Below are 16626 nucleotides of genomic sequence, written 5' to 3' on the forward strand. Positions count from 1 at the left end.
CCGGCTACTGCGCCGCCACGAGCAGGCGCGCGCCCTTCATCTGCTCGGCGGACAGTGCGTCGGTCGACACGATGGTCAGCGCGCCGGGTGCCTGCGACGTCGCCTTCGCCGGCTGGTTCTCCAGCGTGGCGCTCACCGAGTCCGGCAGCGAGTACATCGCGCCAGTCACCGGGTCCACCGCCAGCATGCCGATCAGGCCGCCGAACAGCAGGTTGCCGATGTACCAGCCGTTGGTGGTGCCGGTGATCGTGATCTCCTTAGGCTGGAAGCCTTCCTTCTCGACGACGATCGTGTAGACCTCTGACTTGAAGTAGCCGGCGCCGCGGTTGAGCGTGACGGTCAGCGGCGTGGTGCCGGTGTGGATCTTGGTGCCGGCGCGGTTGGTCACCGTGACGTTGGCGCCATCAGGCACGCTCTGGATGCTGACGGGCTGGGTGCCGCCCTTGATGATGCTGGCGCAGCCGGTGAGGGCCAACGAGGCGATCGCCAAGGCGCTGAGTGCAAGTGCTTTCTTCATGAACCTTCTCCTCCAAAAAAAGGCTCGGCGAGCTTAACGGTGCAACAAGCTGTTTCTGGCGTCAGAAGGGCCCCCGTATGGGGGAGGCCGTGCGCACTAGTTGACGCAGGCCATAAAAAAACCGCCCGGGCCCAACGGCACCCGGACGGTCAACTCCTGGAGGACGATAGAGAACGATAGGCGCTGGAAGTTCAGCGCCTGCCGCGGGTGCTCAACGCACCTTGCCGGCCTTCCATGCGGACAGCAGCTTGTCGTAGGCGATGGTTTCACCCTTGGGCTTCTCGTTGGCCAGCTTGGCCCACGGTGCGCCCTTGTCGCTCAGGTACTTGGCCGGGTCGCCCTTGGGGTTCAGCTTGGGCGCGCAATGGGCCATGCCGGCGCGCTCGAGGCGGGCCATCACCTGGTCCATTTCGTCGGCCAGGTTGTCCATCGCGGCCTGGGGCGTCTTCTCGCCAGTGACCGCCTGGGCCACGTTCTTCCACCACAGCTGCGCCAGCTTCGGATAGTCGGGCACGTTGGTGCCGGTCGGGGTCCAGGCCACGCGCGCGGGCGAGCGGTAGAACTCGATCAGGCCGCCGTACTTGTTGGCGTTCTGGGTGAAGTAGTCGTGGTGGATGTCGCTGTCGCGGATGAACGTGAGGCCCACCACCGACTTCTTGGCCGACACCGTCTTGGCGGTCACGAACTGGGCGTACAGCCAGGCCGCGGCCACCTTGTTGGGATCATGGTCCTTGAAGAAGGTCCAGGAGCCGACGTCCTGGTAGCCGTTCTGCATGCCCTGCTTCCAGTACGGGCCGTTGGGGCCGGGGGCCATGCGCCACTTCGGCGAGCCGTCTTCATTCACGACCGGCAGGCCCTTCTTGGTCATGTCCGCGGTGAAGGCGGTGTACCAGAAGATCTGCTGCGCGATCTGGCCCTGGGCCGGCACCGGGCCGGCTTCGCCGAAGGTCATGCCCGAGGCTTCCTTGGGCGCGTACTTCTTCATCCAGTCCACGTACTTGGTCAGCGCGTAGACAGCGGCCGGCGAGTTGGTGGCGCCGCCACGGGCGACGGATGCGCCCACGGGCGTGCACTTGTCGGCACCCACACGGATGCCCCACTCGTCTACCGGCATGCCGTTCGGGATGCCCTTGTCCGCCGTGCCGGCCATCGACAGCCAGGCGTCGGTGAAGCGCCAGCCGAGCGACGGATCCTTCTTGCCGTAGTCCATGTGTCCATAGATGGGCTTGCCGTCGATCTGCTTCACGTCGTTGGTGAAGAACTCGGCGATGTCCTCGTAGGCGCTCCAGTTCAGCGGCACGCCCAGGTCATAGCCGTACTTGGCCTTGAACTTGTCCTGCAGGTCCTTGCGCGCGAACAGGTCGGCGCGGAACCAGTACAGGTTGGCGAACTGCTGGTCGGGCAGCTGGTAGAGCTTCTTGTCGGGCGCCGTGGTGAAGCTGGTGCCGATGAAGTCCTTCAGGTCCAGGCCGGGGTTGGTGTATTCCTTGCCGGCGCCGGCCATGTAGTCCGACAGCGGCAGGATCTTGCCGTAGCGGTAATGCGTGCCGATCAGGTCGGAGTCGGAGATCCAGCCGTCGTAGATCGACTTGCCGGACTGCATGGAGGTCTGCAGCTTCTCGACGACGTCACCTTCCTGGATCAGGTCATGCTTGACCTTGATGCCGGTGATTTCCTCGAACGCCTTGGCCAGCGTCTTGGATTCGTATTCGTGGGTGGTGATGGTCTCGGAGACCACCGACACTTCCTTCACGCCCTTGGCCTGCAGCTTCTTGGCCGCTTCGATGAACCACTTCATCTCGGCCATCTGCTGATCCTTGCTCAGCGTGGACGGCTGGAACTCGCTGTCGATCCATTTCTTGGCCTCGGCTTCGCCGGCCCAGGCACCCTGGCCGGCGACCAGCGCGGCGGCTGCAAAGGCCAGCGCGGAATAGCGCAGTTTCATTCTCTGTCTCCTCAAGTGACTTCCCCTCTTCACTGCGAGGTCCTCGGCCCGGGGAAGGTGCTGGCCGGATTCCATGAAGATGCTTGTCAGCCCTTTTTCATGATGAGCGCCAACAGCGCCATCGAGAACACGAAGCTGATCCACACGCTGGGTTCCTTGTCGAGGTGGAACCAGGTGACGAACTTTTCGCTCAGGCCCACGAAGGCCAGGTTCACATAGGCCGCGGTGAGCAGCCCTATGAACAAACGGTCGCCGCGCGTGGTCGATATCGGCAGAAACCCTTTGCGCTCGGTCGTGGGCGATTTCAGCTCCCACACCGTCATGCCCGCGAGCATGAGGGCGATGCAGCTGAAGAACACGGCCACCGGGGTGGTCCAGACCATCCAATCAAACATGGCCCACCCCCGTAACGCCTTCGGCGCCCCCCCTCAAGGGGGCACCACCAGCAGCCCGGCAAAGCCGGATCTGCGGTGGTCGCTGGGCTTGGTTGTCTCGACGCATACGTCTCTCGCTTAATTCGATTGAACAGAGGCCGGCTCAAACCCGGCCCATCGCAAAGCCTTTTGCGATGTAGTGGCGCACGAACCAGATCACGATCGCACCCGGCACGATGGTCAGCGTGCCGGCCGCGGCCAGCACCGCCCAGTCCATGCCGGAGGCGCTGACGGTGCGGGTCATGGTGGCCACGATCGGCTTGGCGTTCACGCTCGTCAAGGTGCGTGCGAGCAGCAGTTCCACCCAGCTGAACATGAAGCAGAAGAACGCTGCCACGCCCACGCCGGCCTTGATCAGCGGCAGGAAGATCTTGAAGAAGAACTTGGGGAAGGAGTAACCGTCGATGTAGGCCGTTTCGTCGATCTCGCGCGGGATGCCGCTCATGAAGCCTTCCAGGATCCACACCGCCAGCGGCACGTTGAACACCAGGTGGGCGAGTGCCACCGCGATGTGCGTGTCCATCAGGCCCAGCGTGGTGTAGAGCTGGAAGAAGGGCAGCAAAAACACCGCGGGCGGCGTCATGCGGTTGGTGAGCAGCCAGAAGAACAGGTGCTTGTCGCCCAGGAAGCTGTAGCGCGAGAAGGCATAGGCCGCCGGCAGCGCCACGCTGATCGAGATGACCGAGTTGATGGCCACATAGATCAGGCTGTTGATGTAGCCGGAGTACCACGACTCGTCGGTGAAGATCACCTTGTAGTTGGCCCAGGTGAAGTGCTGCGGCCACAGGGAGAAGCTGGACAGGATCTCCTCGTTGGTCTTGAAGCTCATCATCACCATCCAGTAGATCGGCAGGACGGCGAAGACCAGGTACAGCACCAGGAACACGGTGCGCTTTTGCAGCGAGAACGTGCGCGCCTTGGTGGCCGCGCGCGGCGGCACCGCCAAAGGCGTGCTCATGACAGACGTATTCATTCCGCGACCTCCAGCTTGTCGGCGGTGCCCACGCGCTGCATCCAGTTGTAGAGGATGAAGCACAGCAGCAGGATGATGAGGAAGTAGATCAGCGAGAACGCGGCCGCCGGCCCGAGGTCGAACTGGCCCACCGCCTTCTGCGTGAGGTACTGGCTGAGGAAGGTGGTGGCATTGCCCGGGCCGCCGCCGGTGAGCACGAAGGGCTCGGTGTAGATCATGAAGCTGTCCATGAAGCGCAGCAGCACCGCGATCATCAGCACGCCGCGCATCTTGGGCAGCTGGATGAAGCGGAACACCGCGAGCTTGCTGGCCCCGTCGATGCGCGCGGCCTGGTAGTAGGCATCCGGGATCGAGCGCAGCCCGGCGTAACACAGCAGTGCCACCAGCGGCGTCCAGTGCCACACGTCCATCACCAGCACGGTGAGCCAGGCGTCGGTGGAGTTGCCGGTGTAGCTGTAGTTGATGCCCATCTTCTGCAGCGCCGCGCCCAGCAGGCCGATGTCGGCCCGGCCATAGATCTGCCAGATGGTGCCCACCACGTTCCAGGGGATCAGCAGCGACAGGGCCACCACCACCAGCACCAGCGAGGCCTTCCAGCCTTCGGCCGGCATGGCCAGCGCGAGCAGGATGCCCAGCGGAATCTCCACCAGCAGCACCGCCAGCGAGAAGGTGATCTGGCGCAGCAGGGCCTCGTGCAGGTCCGCGTCGCGCATCACGTTCATGAACCACTCGGTGCCCACGAACACACGCCGCTCGGGGCTGATGATGTCCTGCACCGAGTAGTTCACCACCGTCATCAAGGGCAGGATGGCGGAGAACGCGACGCACAGCACCACCGGCAGCACCAGCAGCCAGGCTTTCTGGTTGACGGGCTTCATGCAGCCACCTCATGTCGTTTGGGATCGGAGCCGCTCGCGATCAGGCTCTGGTCCTTGCCATAAAAACAGGTGTGGCTGCCGGAGAGCTGCAGCCACACCGGCTCGCCCTTTTGCAACAGCCGCCCTTCAGGGCTCAGGCGGGCCCGCACCGTCTCGTTGCCGCACCTGGCGTTGAGCAGCCAGTAGGTGCCGATGTCCTGCGCCTGCACCACCTCGGCCGGCACCGCGCCGGGCGTGCCCTCGCGCACCAGCTTCACGTACTCGGGCCGCACACCCAGGGTGAACTCGCCGGCCGCGGCCAGCGCCGCGGTGGGGCCGCGCACCTCGATCGGCCGGCCCGCCACTTCCACCGTGTGGCCGTTCCAGCGCGCGGGCAGGAAGTTCATGCCGGGCGAGCCGATGAAGTGGCCCACGAAGGTGTGCTGCGGCCGCTCGAACAGCTCGTCGGCCGAGCCCACCTGCACCGCGCGACCGCGGGTCATGACCACCACCTCCTCGGCGAAGGTGAGTGCCTCCACCTGGTCGTGGGTGACGTAGATCAGCGTGAGCTTGAGCTCATGGTGGATCTGCTTGAGCTTGCGCCGCAGCTGCCACTTCAGGTGCGGGTCGATCACGGTGAGCGGCTCATCGAACAGCACCGCGCTCACGTCCTCGCGCACCAGGCCGCGGCCGAGCGAGATCTTCTGCTTGGCGTCGGCCGACAGGTTGGCCGCGCGCTGGTTGAGCTGGCCGCTCATTTCCAGCATCTCGGCGATGTGGCCCACGCGCTGCTTGATCTTGCTGGCCGCCACGCCGCGGTTGCGCAGCGGGAAGGCGAGGTTGTCGGCCACCGTCATGGTGTCGTAGATCACCGGGAACTGGAACACCTGGGCGATGTTGCGTTCCTGCGGGCTCTTGCGGCTGACGTCCTGGCCGTCGAACTTCACGGTGCCGTGCGAGGGCGCCACCAGGCCCGAGATGATGTTGAGCATGGTGGACTTGCCGCAGCCCGAAGGCCCGAGCAAGGCATAGGCGCCGCCGTCGCGGAAGCTCATCTTCAGCGGCAGCAGCGCATAGTCCTCGTCGGACTGCGGGTTGGCGCGATAGGAGTGCGCCAGGTCGAGGTCGATGCGGGCCATGGCTAGAGCGTCCCTTGAACGGTGAGAGGTTCCGCGCCCATCTCGCGCGTCGGCGCGACCAGCAGGTCGCCCTTCGGGTCGAACACGTAGACCTGGGACGGATGCAGGTACAGCGTGAGCTGGGCGCCGAGGTCGAAGTAGTGCACGCCGGTGAGCTGGGCCACCAGCTCGCCGACCGGCGTGTCCACGTGCACGAAGGTGTCCGAACCGGAGATCTCCGCCAGCTCCACCTTGCCGGGCAGCGCCACGTCGCCCGGGCGCTCGGTGATGCGCAGCGCGCTCGCGCGCAGGCCGATGGTGAGGTCGCTGGACAAGCCGCGCACGCCGTTGGGCAACGGCACGTTGAGCTGCAGGCCGGAGTTCAGCTGCACCCCCAGCGAGGCGGCCTGGCCGCCCAGCAGGTTCATCGGCGGGTCGCTGAAGGCCCGCGCGACGCGGATCGACTTCGGCTTGTGGAACACCTCGGCGGTGGGGCCGTACTGGAGCAGCTCGCCCTGGTCCATCACCGCGGTGTAGCCGCCCAGCAGCAGGGCCTCGGTGGGCTCGGTGGTGGCGTACACCACGGTGGAGTCGCCGGCGGCGAACAGTGCCGACAGTTCCTCGCGCAGTTCCTCGCGCAGCTTGTAGTCCAGGTTCACCAGCGGCTCGTCCAGCAGCATCAGCGGCGCGTTCTTGGCCAGCGCGCGCGCCAGCGCCACACGCTGCTGCTGCCCGCCGGACAGTTCGGCCGGCAGGCGCTTGAGGAAGGGCTCGATGTGCAGCCGCTCCGCCAGGCTCTGCACCCGCTGCGTGATGCCGGCCCGGTCGATGCCGCCGCGCAGCTTGAGCGGCGAGGCGATGTTGTCGAACACCGTCATCGACGGATAGTTGATGAACTGCTGGTACACCATGGCGACATTGCGGTCGCGCACCGGCACGCCGGTGACGTCCTTGCCGTCCACCGTGACCTTGCCCTTGCTCGGGGTGTCCAAGCCGGCCATCAAGCGCATCAGCGTGGTCTTGCCGGCCTGGGTGGCGCCGAGCAGCACGGTCACGGCGCGCGGCTGCAGCCGCAGGTCCATCGGGTACAAGTGGGTGCTGGGCCCCACCTGCTTCTCGACGCTTTCGAGCTTCAGCTCCATGCGTTCTCCTTGGGGGTTGGGGAGGCGTTGGTGGACACGTCGCCGCGCGTGGCGTGGCGCTGCCACCAGGCGGCCACGGCGGCGCGCCCTTCGTCGTTCAGGTGCAGGCCGAGCTTGGTGCGGCGCCACAGCACGTCGTCCAGGCTGCGCGCCCATTCATGCTGGTGCAGGTAGCGCAGCTCGGCTTCGTAGACGCCTGGCGCGATTTCCGCGCCGGGGCCCGCGCCATCGAGCAGCTGGCTCACCAGCGAGCCATAACAGCGCGCCCAGCGCTGCACCACCGCGGCGGGCAGGCCGGGATGCGCCTTCTGCAGCGCCTGCTGGAAGCGCAGCAGGTCGGCATCGGGCCGCTGCGGCGCGCCGATCCAGGCGCGCAGGTCGCCACCCGGCAGCAGGGCGCCGTCGGTCCAGGCCGCACGCTGTTCGCCGAGCGATTCGCAGAGCTTGTCCGCGGCCTCTTCAGCGAGCTTGCGGAAGGTGGTGATCTTGCCGCCCCACACAGTCAAGAGTGGCGCACCCGCATCGCCGCCCGCGGCATCGGTATTGAGCTCCAGCAGGTAGTCGCGCGTGACGGCGGAGGCATCGCTGGAGTCGTCGTCCAGCAGGGGCCGCACGCCGGAGTAGGTCCACACCACATCGGCCGGCACCACCGGCTTGTCGAAGTAGCGGCTGGCCTGCTCGCACAGGTAGCGCACCTCGTCGGCATCGATCTTCGCGGTGCCGATCGCGCCGCGGTGCTCCACGTCGGTGGTGCCGATGAGCGTGAAGTCGCCTTCGTACGGAATGGCGAAGATGATGCGTTTGTCCGGGTTCTGGAAGATGTAGGCGTGGTCGTGGTCGAACAGCTTCTTCACCACGATGTGGCTGCCCTTGACCAGGCGCAGCGACTTCGCGCCCGCCAGCCGCACCTGTTCATGCAGGAACTGCCCGGCCCAGGGGCCGGCCGCATTGACCAGCGCGCGTGCGGTGACACGCTGCACCCGGCCATCGGCATGCTGCAGCTGCGCGCTCCAGCCCTCGGCCGTGCGCTGCGCACCGGTGCACAGGCAGCGGGTGTAGATCGCCGCGCCGCGGGCGGCCGCGTCCAAGGCGTTCAGCACCACCAGGCGCGCATCGTCCACCCAGCCGTCGGAATAGACGAAGCCTTTGGTGAAACGCGGCTTCAGCGGTTTGCCGGCAGCGTGCTCGCGCAGGTTCACCGTGGTGGAGGCGGGCAGCAGCTCGCGCTTGGCGAGGTGGTCGTAGAGGAACAGGCCGATGCGGATCATCCACACAGGACGCATGGAGGGATCGTGCGGCATCACGAAGCGCAGCGGCCGCATGATGTGCGGCGAGCCGCGCAGCAGGCCTTCGCGTTCAGCCAGCGCCTTGCGCACCAGCGAGAACTCGTAGTACTCCAGGTAGCGCAGGCCGCCGTGGATGAGCTTGGTGGAGGCCGACGAGGTGTGGGCGCCCAGGTCGTCCTTTTCGCACAGCACGACCTTCAGGCCGCGCCCGGCCAGGTCGCGTGCAATGCCGGCACCATTGATGCCGCCGCCCACCACGAGCACGTCGCAGTGGTCGTCGGCATCGGCGGCTGCGGTCGGCAAGGCGCCCGCCGGAAGCGATGGGTTCAACAAGGGATCTCCGGGTTCGTTCCAGGCCGGCCGACTTGCGTTGTCTCGGTGGCGGGCCGCGTTCGCTAAAGTTCGATTCGGTTCGTTTGCAGTTCTCTTTTTTTCGTTTTATCGCATCGGCGCGGATTCTACAAGCGGGATCGACCTCATGGTGTTCCCTGAGTGACATGGTTTACCCTGCGCTCGCGCGGCCGGTTCCCAGGCTCGGCGCGCTTTTTTTCGTTGCACCGCCGCATGCGCGTTTTTGATCGGAATCGTCCTTGAGCGCCTTCATTCCCAATCCACGCCAGTCGGGTGTGCTGGACGTCGTGCGTGAGCGCGGCACGGTGAGCGTGGAATCGCTGGCGGAGCAGTTCGGCGTCACCCTGCAGACGGTGCGGCGCGACGTGAAGCTGCTGTCCGACGCCGGGCTGCTGGCGCGCTTCCATGGTGGCGTGCGCACAGCCGCCTCCACCACCGAGAACATCGCCTACCGGCAGCGCCAGCAGCTCAACGACGAGGCCAAGAAGCGCATCGCACGCGCGGTGGCCCGGCAGGTGCCGGAAGGCTGCTCCCTGATCCTCAACATCGGCACCACCACCGAAGCGATCGCGCATGAGCTGCTGCAGCACAAGGGCCTGCGCGTGATCACCAACAACCTCAACGTCGCGGCGATCCTGGCCGACAACGCCGACTGCGAGGTCATCGTGGCCGGCGGCCTGGTGCGCTCGCGCGATCGCGGCATCGTGGGCGAAGCCACCGTCGACTTCATCCGCCAGTTCCGGGTGGACATCGGCCTGATCGGCATCTCCGGCATCGAGGCCGACGGCAGCCTGCGCGACTACGACTACCGCGAGGTGAAGGTGGCACGCGCCATCCTCGATCATTCGCGCGAGGTGTGGCTGGCGGCCGACCACAGCAAGTTCAACCGGCCCGCGATGGTGGAGCTGGGCCGCCTGAGCCAGGTGGACATGCTGTTCACCGACCAGCCGCCGCCCGAACCCTTTCCATCCCTGTTGGCCGAGGCCGGCGTGCAGCTGGTGATCGGCGATCGTGAGGAAACCAGATGACCTACCTGCTCGCCCTCGACCAGGGCACCTCCAGCTCGCGCAGCATCGTGTTCGACCGCGCCGGCCACATCGTGGCGATGGCGCAGCGCGAATTCCGCCAGATCTTCCCCAACCCCGGCTGGGTGGAGCACGACCCGGAAGAGATCTGGGCCAGCCAGCTCGCCACCGCCAAGGAGGCACTGGCCAAGGCGGGGCTGAAGGCCGCCGACATCGCGGCCATCGGCATCACCAACCAGCGCGAGACCACGGTGCTGTGGAATCGACGCACCGGCCAGCCCATCTACAACGCGATCGTGTGGCAGGACCGGCGTGCCGAGCCCACCTGCGCGGCCCTGCGCGAAGCCGGCCATGCGCCCACGGTGCAGGAGAAGACCGGCCTCATCATCGACGCCTACTTCTCCGGCACCAAGCTGAAGTGGATGCTGGACCACGTGGACGGCGCACGCGCTGCAGCCACCCGCGGCGAGCTCGCCTTCGGCACCATCGACGCCTGGCTGGTGTGGAAGCTCACCGGCGGCCGCGTGCATGCCACCGACGTGAGCAACGCGGCGCGCACCATGCTGTTCAACGTGCGGCGCAACGAGTGGGACGCCGACCTGCTGAAGCTGCTGGACGTACCGGCCGAGGTGCTGCCCGAGGTGCATCCGTCCGCCCACATCTACGCCGAAACCGATACCGCTGTGCTGGGCGCGCCCATCAAGATCGGCGGCATCGCAGGCGACCAGCAGAGCGCACTGTTTGGCCAGGCCTGTTTCAAGGCCGGCCTGGCGAAGAACACCTATGGGACCGGCTGCTTCATGCTGATGCACACCGGCACGGCCTTCCAGACTTCCGGCAACGGCCTCATCACCACCAGCGCGGCCCAACCCACCGGCACTCCGGAGTACGCGCTCGAAGGCAGCGTGTTCATCGGCGGTGCGGTGGTGCAGTGGCTGCGCGACGGCCTGCAGGCCATCAAGGCAAGTGGTGAGGTGCAGTCGCTCGCCGAGAGCGTGCCCGACTCGGGCGGCGTGATGTTCGTGCCCGCCTTCACCGGCCTGGGGGCGCCGTACTGGCAGGCCGAAGCACGCGGTGCGATCGTGGGCCTGACGCGCGGCAGCACGGTGGCCCACATCGCGCGCGCAGCGCTGGAAAGCATCGCCTTCCAGAGCGCGGCGCTGCTGCAGGCCATGGCCCGCGACGCGCAGGCGGCGGGCGCTAACCTGGCCCCCCAGCCGCCTTCGGCGTCGGCCCCCCAAGGGGGCGCGCCCGGCTTGGGACGGCCCGGCGCCGGGCCGGTGACCGAGCTGCGGGTGGACGGCGGCGCCTGCGTGAACAACCTGCTGATGCAGTTCCAGGCCGACCTGCTGGGCATTCCGGTGGTGCGGCCCAAGGTGATCGAGACCACCGCGCTGGGCGCCGCGTACCTGGCCGGCCTGGCCACCGGCGTGTACCGCAGCCTCGACGAGCTGTCGTCCCAATGGCAGGCCGAGCGCACCTTCCATCCCACGCTGCCGCGCGAGCGGGCGGCCGAGCTGATGTCGCAATGGGAGAGGGCCGTGCGCCAGACGACCGCGGCCTGACCCGGGTAGCGGCGGCGTCGCCTGACACGCCTGTCAGGCGATGCCCACCCGGGGAACCGCAACGGCCCGACTGACAGTTGTCACACTGCAAGCGGAAGATCCAGACATCTTCCACAAGGAGTGATGATGTACTGCTCCGCCGATGTTGCCGCCCCGAAGAGCGGCCCTTCTTCCCTGGCCACCCCCGCCGGCAGGCCGTCGGCCGAGCGCCTTTGGCGCCGGATCCGCGCGCTGCGCCAATGCACGCTGACCAGCCGCACGCCGTACGGCGAGCCGCACTCGCGCACCGTGCGCCTGCAGAACCGCTCGCTCCGCGAAGGCGATCCGCTGTGCTTCTTCATCGAGCGTGGCAGCGACCTCGTACTGGACGTGCGCACCGACCCACAGGTCACACTCGATTTCACCGAGGCTGATGGCCGCCGGATCAGCGTCCGCGGCAAGGCGGGTGTGCTGGGCAACCTGTCGCAGACGGCATCCGAGCTGCGCCATGGCGGCTGCTTGGGCTCCGCCTGGCTGGCCAGTGACGAGCGCGAGCGCCTGGCCCTGCTGCGGGTGGACATCGAGCAGGTGCGCTACCTCGACGCACCGCGCGCCTCGCTCCGGCCGGCACCGCGCCAGCTCGCGCTGGCCTGAGCTGTCCCCGCAGCCCTGCTGACAACACGTTGTCAGCAACCGGCGCGCAGCATGACGCCTCCAACAAACGACCAGGAGAACGTCATGCCCCAATCCAAATCCGCCGCCACTTTGCACTCACTCACCTGGTTCGAGATCCCGGTGAGCGACATGGACCGCGCCGAGGCCTTTTACGGCCAGGTGTGCGATCAGCCCTTGCGCCGTGAACCCATGGGCGACGCGGTGCTGGCCGTGTTTCCCAAAAGCGAGGACGGTGTCGGCGGCTGCCTGTTCGCCAGCCCTCAGGCGCCCAAGCCCACCAGCGAGGGCACCGTCGTTTACCTGAATGCCGAGCCTTCGCTGGACGCCGCGCTGGCCCGGGTGGAAAAAGCCGGCGGCCGCATCGTGCTGCCACGCACCGCGCTGCCCGAGGGCATGGGTTTCTTCGCCCATTTCATCGACTGCGAAGGCAATCGGGTCGGCCTGCACGCGATGGCCTGATGCCACCGTACTGGACGCGTAGCATCACCGCCGGCGCCGCACCGGCGACCCGCCCCATTGTCAGGAGCATCACCGTGCAATTCAGCTACACCATCGTCTACGTTCCCGACGTCGCCGCGTCGCTGCAGTTCTTCGAGCGGGCCTTCGGCTTGCAGCGCCGCTTCCTGCATGAATCGGGCGGCTACGGCGAGCTGGAGACCGGCGGCACCGCGCTCGCCTTCGCGCAGCATGAGGTGGCGCGCGGCAACCTCGGCCACGACTACGTGGCGGCCGACAGCTCCAAGGCACCGCTGGGCGTGGAGATCGGCCTCACCACCGACGACGTGCCCGCAGCCTGCGAGCGCGCCGTGAAGGCCGGGGCCACCTTGCTGGCGGCGCCGACGAAGAAACCATGGGGCCAGGAAGTGGCGTACGTGCGCACACCCGACGGCACGCTGGTCGAGCTGTGCACGCCCATGGGCTGACGCGGTGATCAGCTCGACCCGCAGGCGCATGCACACGTGGTGAACAACCGCTCCGCCCACCGGGAGACCACGTTGCGCGAGCACTGGCAGGCGCTGTGCCGCGGTCTCGGCCTTCCGCCGCAGCCCGCACACACGCTGGGCGAACAACTGCTGCGCGCCTGGCGGCGCTGGCCGCGCCGCTATCACGACACCCGGCATCTCGCCGCCTGCGTCGAGGCGGCTGCGGGACTGCAGGCGCAGTGCGCGGCGCCGCAGGCGGTCGCGTGGGCGCTGTGGTTCCATGACGCGGTGTACCGGCCCTGGGCCAAGGACAACGAAAAGCGCAGTGCCGACTGGGCACGCGACAGTGCGCTCGCCCTCGGCTTGCCGGCCGCCTTTGCGAACCAGGTGCACGGCCTGGTGATGGCCACCGCGCATGGCCAGGTGCCAGCGCTCGACGATCCGGATGCGGCCTGGGTGGTGGACATCGACCTCGGCATCCTGGGCCAGCCCGCCGCGGTGTACGAGCGTTATGCGCAGGACGTGCGGCGTGAGTATTTCTGGGTGCTGCCCGGCACTTGGCGGCGCGGCCGGGCCGCGGTGCTGAGCCACTTCCTCGCCCAGCCGACCATCTACCGCACACCGCTGTTCCGGCAGCGCCATGAAGCGCAGGCGCGGGCCAACCTCCAGCGCGAGCTCGCCGCGCTGAGCTGAAGCGGCACACTCGCCCCCCATGCGCCGTGCCGACCGCCTGTTCCAGCTTGTCCAGCTCATCCGCGGGCGCCGCCTGTCCACCGCCGAGTTCCTGGCGCAGCGCCTGGAGGTGTCGGCGCGCACCGTGTACCGCGACGTGGCGGACCTGCAGGCGCAGGGCGTGCCGATCGAGGGCGAAGCGGGCGTCGGTTATCGCATGCGGGCCGGTTTCGACCTGCCGCCGCTGATGTTCACCACCGAAGAAGCCCAGGCCCTGGTCGCCTCCGTGCGGCTGGCTCAGCCGCGGCTGGATGAAACGCTGGCGGGCCAGGCCGATGCGGCATTGAGCAAGATCCTGGCGGTGCTGCCCAGCGCCGCCCGCGCCGCCGCCGAGAGCCTGGCCTTGTACGCGCCGCCAGTCGGCATGGACCCGGTCGCCCGCGCGCGCCTGGAGCCACTGCGCCGGGCCGCCGAAGCGCGCCGCATGCTGTGGCTGCGCTACCGTGACCTGAAGGACGCGGTCAGCGAACGCCAGGTGCGCCCGCTCGGCTGCTTCTACTGGAGCGATGTGTGGACGCTGGCCGCCTGGTGTGAAGCGCGCAATGACTTCCGCAACTTCCGCGTCGACCGCATCCTGGAGATGACGGTGCTGGACCAGCGCTTCCGCGACGAACCCGGCCGCACCTTGGCGGACTTGTTCCGCGCGGTGGAGGCGGACCGGCGCACGAACTGAGCGCCGGCCCGCCCTGTCAGATCTGCAGCGGGTCCACGTCCACCGCCCAACGCAGCACGCCCTTGTGGGCTGACCTCAGCGCATGCAGCTGTGGCACCCACTGCTGCAGCAGGCGCTGCAGTCCACCTCGCGTGGGCGACTCGAGCAGCATCTGCATGCGCTCCACATTGGCGACGCGCGACACGGCCGGCGGCACCGGCGGATACACCGTCACATGGGCCGCCTCCGGCAAGGCGGCCGCCAGCGCTGCCGCCGCGCTCAGGAAACCGCTGGCCACCTCGGCCGTGCGCGCCTCCGCGCGCATCAGGGCCAGGCTGGCAAAGGGCGGCAGCCCCGCCCCCTCGCGCTCGCGCAGCTGGGCCGCGGCAAAAGCGTCGTAGTCGTGGCGGCGCAGGGCCGCATAGAGCGCATGCTGGGGATGCCAGGTCTGCACCCACATCTCGCTCACCGCCTCCACCGCCGCGTCGCGCCCCGCGCGGCCCGCCGCCTGCATCAGCAGCGCAAACAGGCGCTCCGGCGCGCGGAAGTCGCTGGCGAACAGGGCGCTGTCGGGGTTGACCGCGGCCACCAGCGTGATGCGGCGGAAGTCGTGGCCCTTGGCGATCATCTGCGTGCCCACCAGCACGTCCACCTCACCCGCATGCACCGCGTTCAGCCGGGCCTCCAGCGCGCCCTTGGCCCGCGTGCTGTCCGCATCGATGCGGGCCAGGCGCGCACCGGGAAGGGCTTCGGCCAGCTGCTCCTCCAGCCGCTCGGTGCCGCGGCCCAGGGGTGAGATGTCAAGGTTGCCGCAGTCGGGGCAGGCACGCGGCACCCGCTCGCTGAAGCCGCAATGGTGGCAGCGCAGGCTGCGGTCGGCCTTGTGGAACACGCGCCAGGCGCTGCAGTGCGGGCAGCCGCTCTTCCAGCCGCAGGCCGCGCAGTGCAGCACCGGCGCATAACCACGCCGGTTCAGGAACACCAGGCTTTGTTCTCCGCGGGCGATGCGCTCGCGCAGCGCAGCCACCAGCGGCGGCGACAGGGCGGACGTGATGCCGGCCGCACGCGGCAGCAGGCTCATGTCCACCACCCGCACCTGGGGCAGGGCGCCACCACCGATGCGCTGGCGCATGGGCAGGCGCAGGTAGCGGCCTTCTTCGGCGCGTTGCCAGGTCTCCAGCGAAGGCGTGGCCGAGCCCAGCAGCACCGGCACGCCCTCCAGCCGGGCCCGGTACACCGCCAGGTCGCGCGCCGAATAACGCGCCCCTTCCTGCTGCTTGTAGGAGGGGTCGTGTTCCTCGTCCACGATCACCAGCCCCAGCCGCGGCAGGGACGCAAACACCGCCAGGCGCGTGCCCAGCACGAGGTCGGCCAGGCCCAGGTGCGCCGCCAGCCAGTGGCCCAGGCGCTGGGCGGGTGTGAGGCCGCTGTGCATCGCCACCAGGCGCCGCCCGGCGAAGCGGGCTTCGAAGCGCGCCTGCAGCTGCGGCGTGAGGTTGATCTCGGGCACCAGCACCAGCACCTGGCGGCCGGCCGCCAGGGTGCGTGCGGCGGCCTGCAGGTAGACCTCGGTCTTGCCGCTGCCGGTGACGCCATACAGCAGCGCAGGCGGTGGAGTGCCCTGGGCGCCGGCCACCGCCAGCTGGGCCAGCGCGGCCTGCTGCTCGGCGCTGAGCGCAGGCGCTTCGCCGGCCGGCATGTCCACCGGCGGTACGGCCAGGCGCTTGTGCAGGCGCGCCAGGCGTTTGGCCAACGCCGCGTTGTCATGCTTGCGCAGCTCCGGCGGCAGCACGGAGGCGGCCAGCTCGCCGACGCCGCGCTGGTAATAGGCGGCGGCAAAGTCCACCAGCTTCAGCCAGGGCAGAGGCAGGGGGGGCAGGCAGGTGAGCACTTCGCCCACCGGCCGTAGGGCCGCTTCGTCCGCCGCGCAGGCCGGCTGGCCATGCCACACCACGCCCGGCACATCGCGCCGGCCCAGCGGCGCCCGCACCAGGGTACCGGCCGGCAGCGGCTGCGGGTGGCTGTACTCCAGCAGGCCGTCCAGGCCGCTGTGCTGCGGGGCATCCACCGCCACCACCACGCGCCCTGCCGGCTCGCCGGCCGCCGCCGCGAGCGCCTTCGGATCTTCAGTCACAGTTGAAGGAACGGCGCTAAGTTGATGAATTTGAACAGCTTTTGGAACTATCCACGAATCCTGTGGATAACTTTGTGGGAAACCTGCAGACCGCGCGCCTAACTGCTTGATCCAATTAGCAGCTTTTCTCGATGCCTCAGCAAAAGGCAGTACGGCGATCTAATGAAATCAACGACTTAGCGCCACCTAGGGAAAACCTGATGGCGATTTGCCGAAAGATTTACACGCACCCCTCGCAACACAAGATTTGGGGATAAGTCAAGCCCCGTGCACCATCTCTCGCAAAAATCTCACGTGCAGCTGCGGTGTGGCGCTGCT

16 protein-coding genes are annotated in these 16626 nt (G+C 68.0%); 7 read left to right on the forward strand and 9 right to left on the reverse strand.

Features of this window, described 5'->3' with window-relative positions; translation table 11 throughout:
- Positions 1 to 4: 4 nt before the first annotated feature.
- The 8 genes from VPH43_RS15910 to glpD all read right to left on the reverse strand — a co-directional run bounded on the left by VPH43_RS15910 (position 5) and on the right by glpD (position 8602).
- Positions 5 to 517, reverse strand: coding sequence for a hypothetical protein (locus VPH43_RS15910; protein ID WP_328578708.1), 513 nt, complete (start codon positions 515 to 517; stop codon positions 5 to 7).
- Positions 518 to 728: 211 nt separating this feature from the next.
- Positions 729 to 2462: an ABC transporter substrate-binding protein gene (locus VPH43_RS15915; RefSeq protein WP_328578709.1), complete on the reverse strand. Its 1734-nt coding sequence runs from the start codon at positions 2460 to 2462 to the stop codon at positions 729 to 731.
- A gap of 86 nt (positions 2463 to 2548) precedes the next feature.
- Positions 2549 to 2857 carry a DUF2160 domain-containing protein gene (locus VPH43_RS15920; RefSeq protein ID WP_328578710.1) on the reverse strand — a complete coding sequence of 103 codons (309 nt, stop codon included), beginning with the start codon at positions 2855 to 2857 and terminating at the stop codon, positions 2549 to 2551.
- Between the two features lie 142 nt (positions 2858 to 2999).
- On the reverse strand, positions 3000 to 3854 hold the full coding sequence (locus VPH43_RS15925; RefSeq protein WP_328578999.1) for a carbohydrate ABC transporter permease: 855 nt from the start codon (positions 3852 to 3854) through the stop codon (positions 3000 to 3002).
- A gap of 11 nt (positions 3855 to 3865) precedes the next feature.
- Complete coding sequence (locus tag VPH43_RS15930) at positions 3866 to 4747, reverse strand: carbohydrate ABC transporter permease (RefSeq protein WP_328578711.1); 882 nt, start codon at positions 4745 to 4747, stop codon at positions 3866 to 3868.
- Positions 4744 to 5865, reverse strand: a complete 1122-nt coding sequence (locus tag VPH43_RS15935; protein ID WP_328578712.1) for an ABC transporter ATP-binding protein — start codon at positions 5863 to 5865, stop codon at positions 4744 to 4746. The genes VPH43_RS15930 and VPH43_RS15935 overlap by 4 nt, the downstream gene beginning before the upstream one ends.
- Before the next feature lie 2 nt (positions 5866 to 5867).
- Positions 5868 to 6986, reverse strand: coding sequence for an ABC transporter ATP-binding protein (locus tag VPH43_RS15940; protein WP_328578713.1), 1119 nt, complete (start codon positions 6984 to 6986; stop codon positions 5868 to 5870).
- A complete protein-coding gene (gene glpD, locus VPH43_RS15945; protein ID WP_328578714.1) occupies positions 6977 to 8602 on the reverse strand; it encodes a glycerol-3-phosphate dehydrogenase in 1626 nt (541 codons plus the stop codon). Before glpD ends, VPH43_RS15940 begins: the two co-directional genes overlap by 10 nt.
- A 260-nt stretch (positions 8603 to 8862) precedes the next feature.
- Here glpD and VPH43_RS15950 point away from each other — a divergent pair, with 260 nt between their 5' ends.
- The 7 genes from VPH43_RS15950 to VPH43_RS15980 all read left to right on the forward strand — a co-directional run bounded on the left by VPH43_RS15950 (position 8863) and on the right by VPH43_RS15980 (position 14195).
- Positions 8863 to 9651 (forward strand): DeoR/GlpR family DNA-binding transcription regulator, encoded by a 789-nt coding sequence (locus VPH43_RS15950; protein WP_328578715.1) that lies wholly within the window; start codon positions 8863 to 8865, stop codon positions 9649 to 9651.
- Positions 9648 to 11213: a glycerol kinase GlpK gene (gene glpK, locus VPH43_RS15955; RefSeq protein ID WP_328578716.1), complete on the forward strand. Its 1566-nt coding sequence runs from the start codon at positions 9648 to 9650 to the stop codon at positions 11211 to 11213. Before VPH43_RS15950 ends, glpK begins: the two co-directional genes overlap by 4 nt.
- A 126-nt stretch (positions 11214 to 11339) precedes the next feature.
- Positions 11340 to 11846: a pyridoxamine 5'-phosphate oxidase family protein gene (locus VPH43_RS15960; RefSeq protein WP_328578717.1), complete on the forward strand. Its 507-nt coding sequence runs from the start codon at positions 11340 to 11342 to the stop codon at positions 11844 to 11846.
- A gap of 84 nt (positions 11847 to 11930) precedes the next feature.
- Entirely contained in the window at positions 11931 to 12326 is a 396-nt protein-coding gene (locus VPH43_RS15965; protein ID WP_328578718.1) for a VOC family protein, read from the forward strand.
- 74 nt (positions 12327 to 12400) lie between these two features.
- Positions 12401 to 12790: a VOC family protein gene (locus tag VPH43_RS15970; protein ID WP_328578719.1), complete on the forward strand. Its 390-nt coding sequence runs from the start codon at positions 12401 to 12403 to the stop codon at positions 12788 to 12790.
- 39 nt (positions 12791 to 12829) lie between these two features.
- Complete coding sequence (locus VPH43_RS15975; protein ID WP_328578720.1) at positions 12830 to 13483, forward strand: HD domain-containing protein; 654 nt, start codon at positions 12830 to 12832, stop codon at positions 13481 to 13483.
- A gap of 19 nt (positions 13484 to 13502) precedes the next feature.
- On the forward strand, positions 13503 to 14195 hold the full coding sequence (locus tag VPH43_RS15980) for a helix-turn-helix transcriptional regulator (RefSeq protein ID WP_328578721.1): 693 nt from the start codon (positions 13503 to 13505) through the stop codon (positions 14193 to 14195).
- Positions 14196 to 14211: 16 nt separating this feature from the next.
- Here VPH43_RS15980 and VPH43_RS15985 read toward each other — a convergent pair whose 3' ends face one another.
- A complete protein-coding gene (locus tag VPH43_RS15985; RefSeq protein WP_328578722.1) occupies positions 14212 to 16308 on the reverse strand; it encodes a primosomal protein N' in 2097 nt (698 codons plus the stop codon).
- Positions 16309 to 16626: the final 318 nt, after the last annotated feature.

Source organism: Ideonella sp. BN130291 (genome assembly GCF_036231905.1).
Lineage (GTDB): Bacteria > Pseudomonadota > Gammaproteobacteria > Burkholderiales > Burkholderiaceae_C > CAMLIZ01.

Excerpts from the sequence above, each read along its gene's own strand:
- VPH43_RS15910 (WP_328578708.1), bottom strand. The coding sequence starts at position 517 with ATGAAGAAAGCACTTGCACTCAGCGCCTTGGCGATCGCCTCGTTGGCC.
- VPH43_RS15915 (WP_328578709.1), bottom strand. The coding sequence starts at position 2,462 with ATGAAACTGCGCTATTCCGCGCTGGCCTTTGCAGCCGCCGCGCTGGTC.
- VPH43_RS15920 (WP_328578710.1), bottom strand. The coding sequence starts at position 2,857 with ATGTTTGATTGGATGGTCTGGACCACCCCGGTGGCCGTGTTCTTCAGC.
- VPH43_RS15925 (WP_328578999.1), bottom strand. The coding sequence starts at position 3,854 with ATGAGCACGCCTTTGGCGGTGCCGCCGCGCGCGGCCACCAAGGCGCGC.
- VPH43_RS15930 (WP_328578711.1), bottom strand. The coding sequence starts at position 4,747 with ATGAAGCCCGTCAACCAGAAAGCCTGGCTGCTGGTGCTGCCGGTGGTG.
- VPH43_RS15935 (WP_328578712.1), bottom strand. The coding sequence starts at position 5,865 with ATGGCCCGCATCGACCTCGACCTGGCGCACTCCTATCGCGCCAACCCG.
- VPH43_RS15940 (WP_328578713.1), bottom strand. The coding sequence starts at position 6,986 with ATGGAGCTGAAGCTCGAAAGCGTCGAGAAGCAGGTGGGGCCCAGCACC.
- glpK (WP_328578716.1), top strand. The coding sequence starts at position 9,648 with ATGACCTACCTGCTCGCCCTCGACCAGGGCACCTCCAGCTCGCGCAGC.
- VPH43_RS15960 (WP_328578717.1), top strand. The coding sequence starts at position 11,340 with ATGTACTGCTCCGCCGATGTTGCCGCCCCGAAGAGCGGCCCTTCTTCC.
- VPH43_RS15965 (WP_328578718.1), top strand. The coding sequence starts at position 11,931 with ATGCCCCAATCCAAATCCGCCGCCACTTTGCACTCACTCACCTGGTTC.
- VPH43_RS15980 (WP_328578721.1), top strand. The coding sequence starts at position 13,503 with ATGCGCCGTGCCGACCGCCTGTTCCAGCTTGTCCAGCTCATCCGCGGG.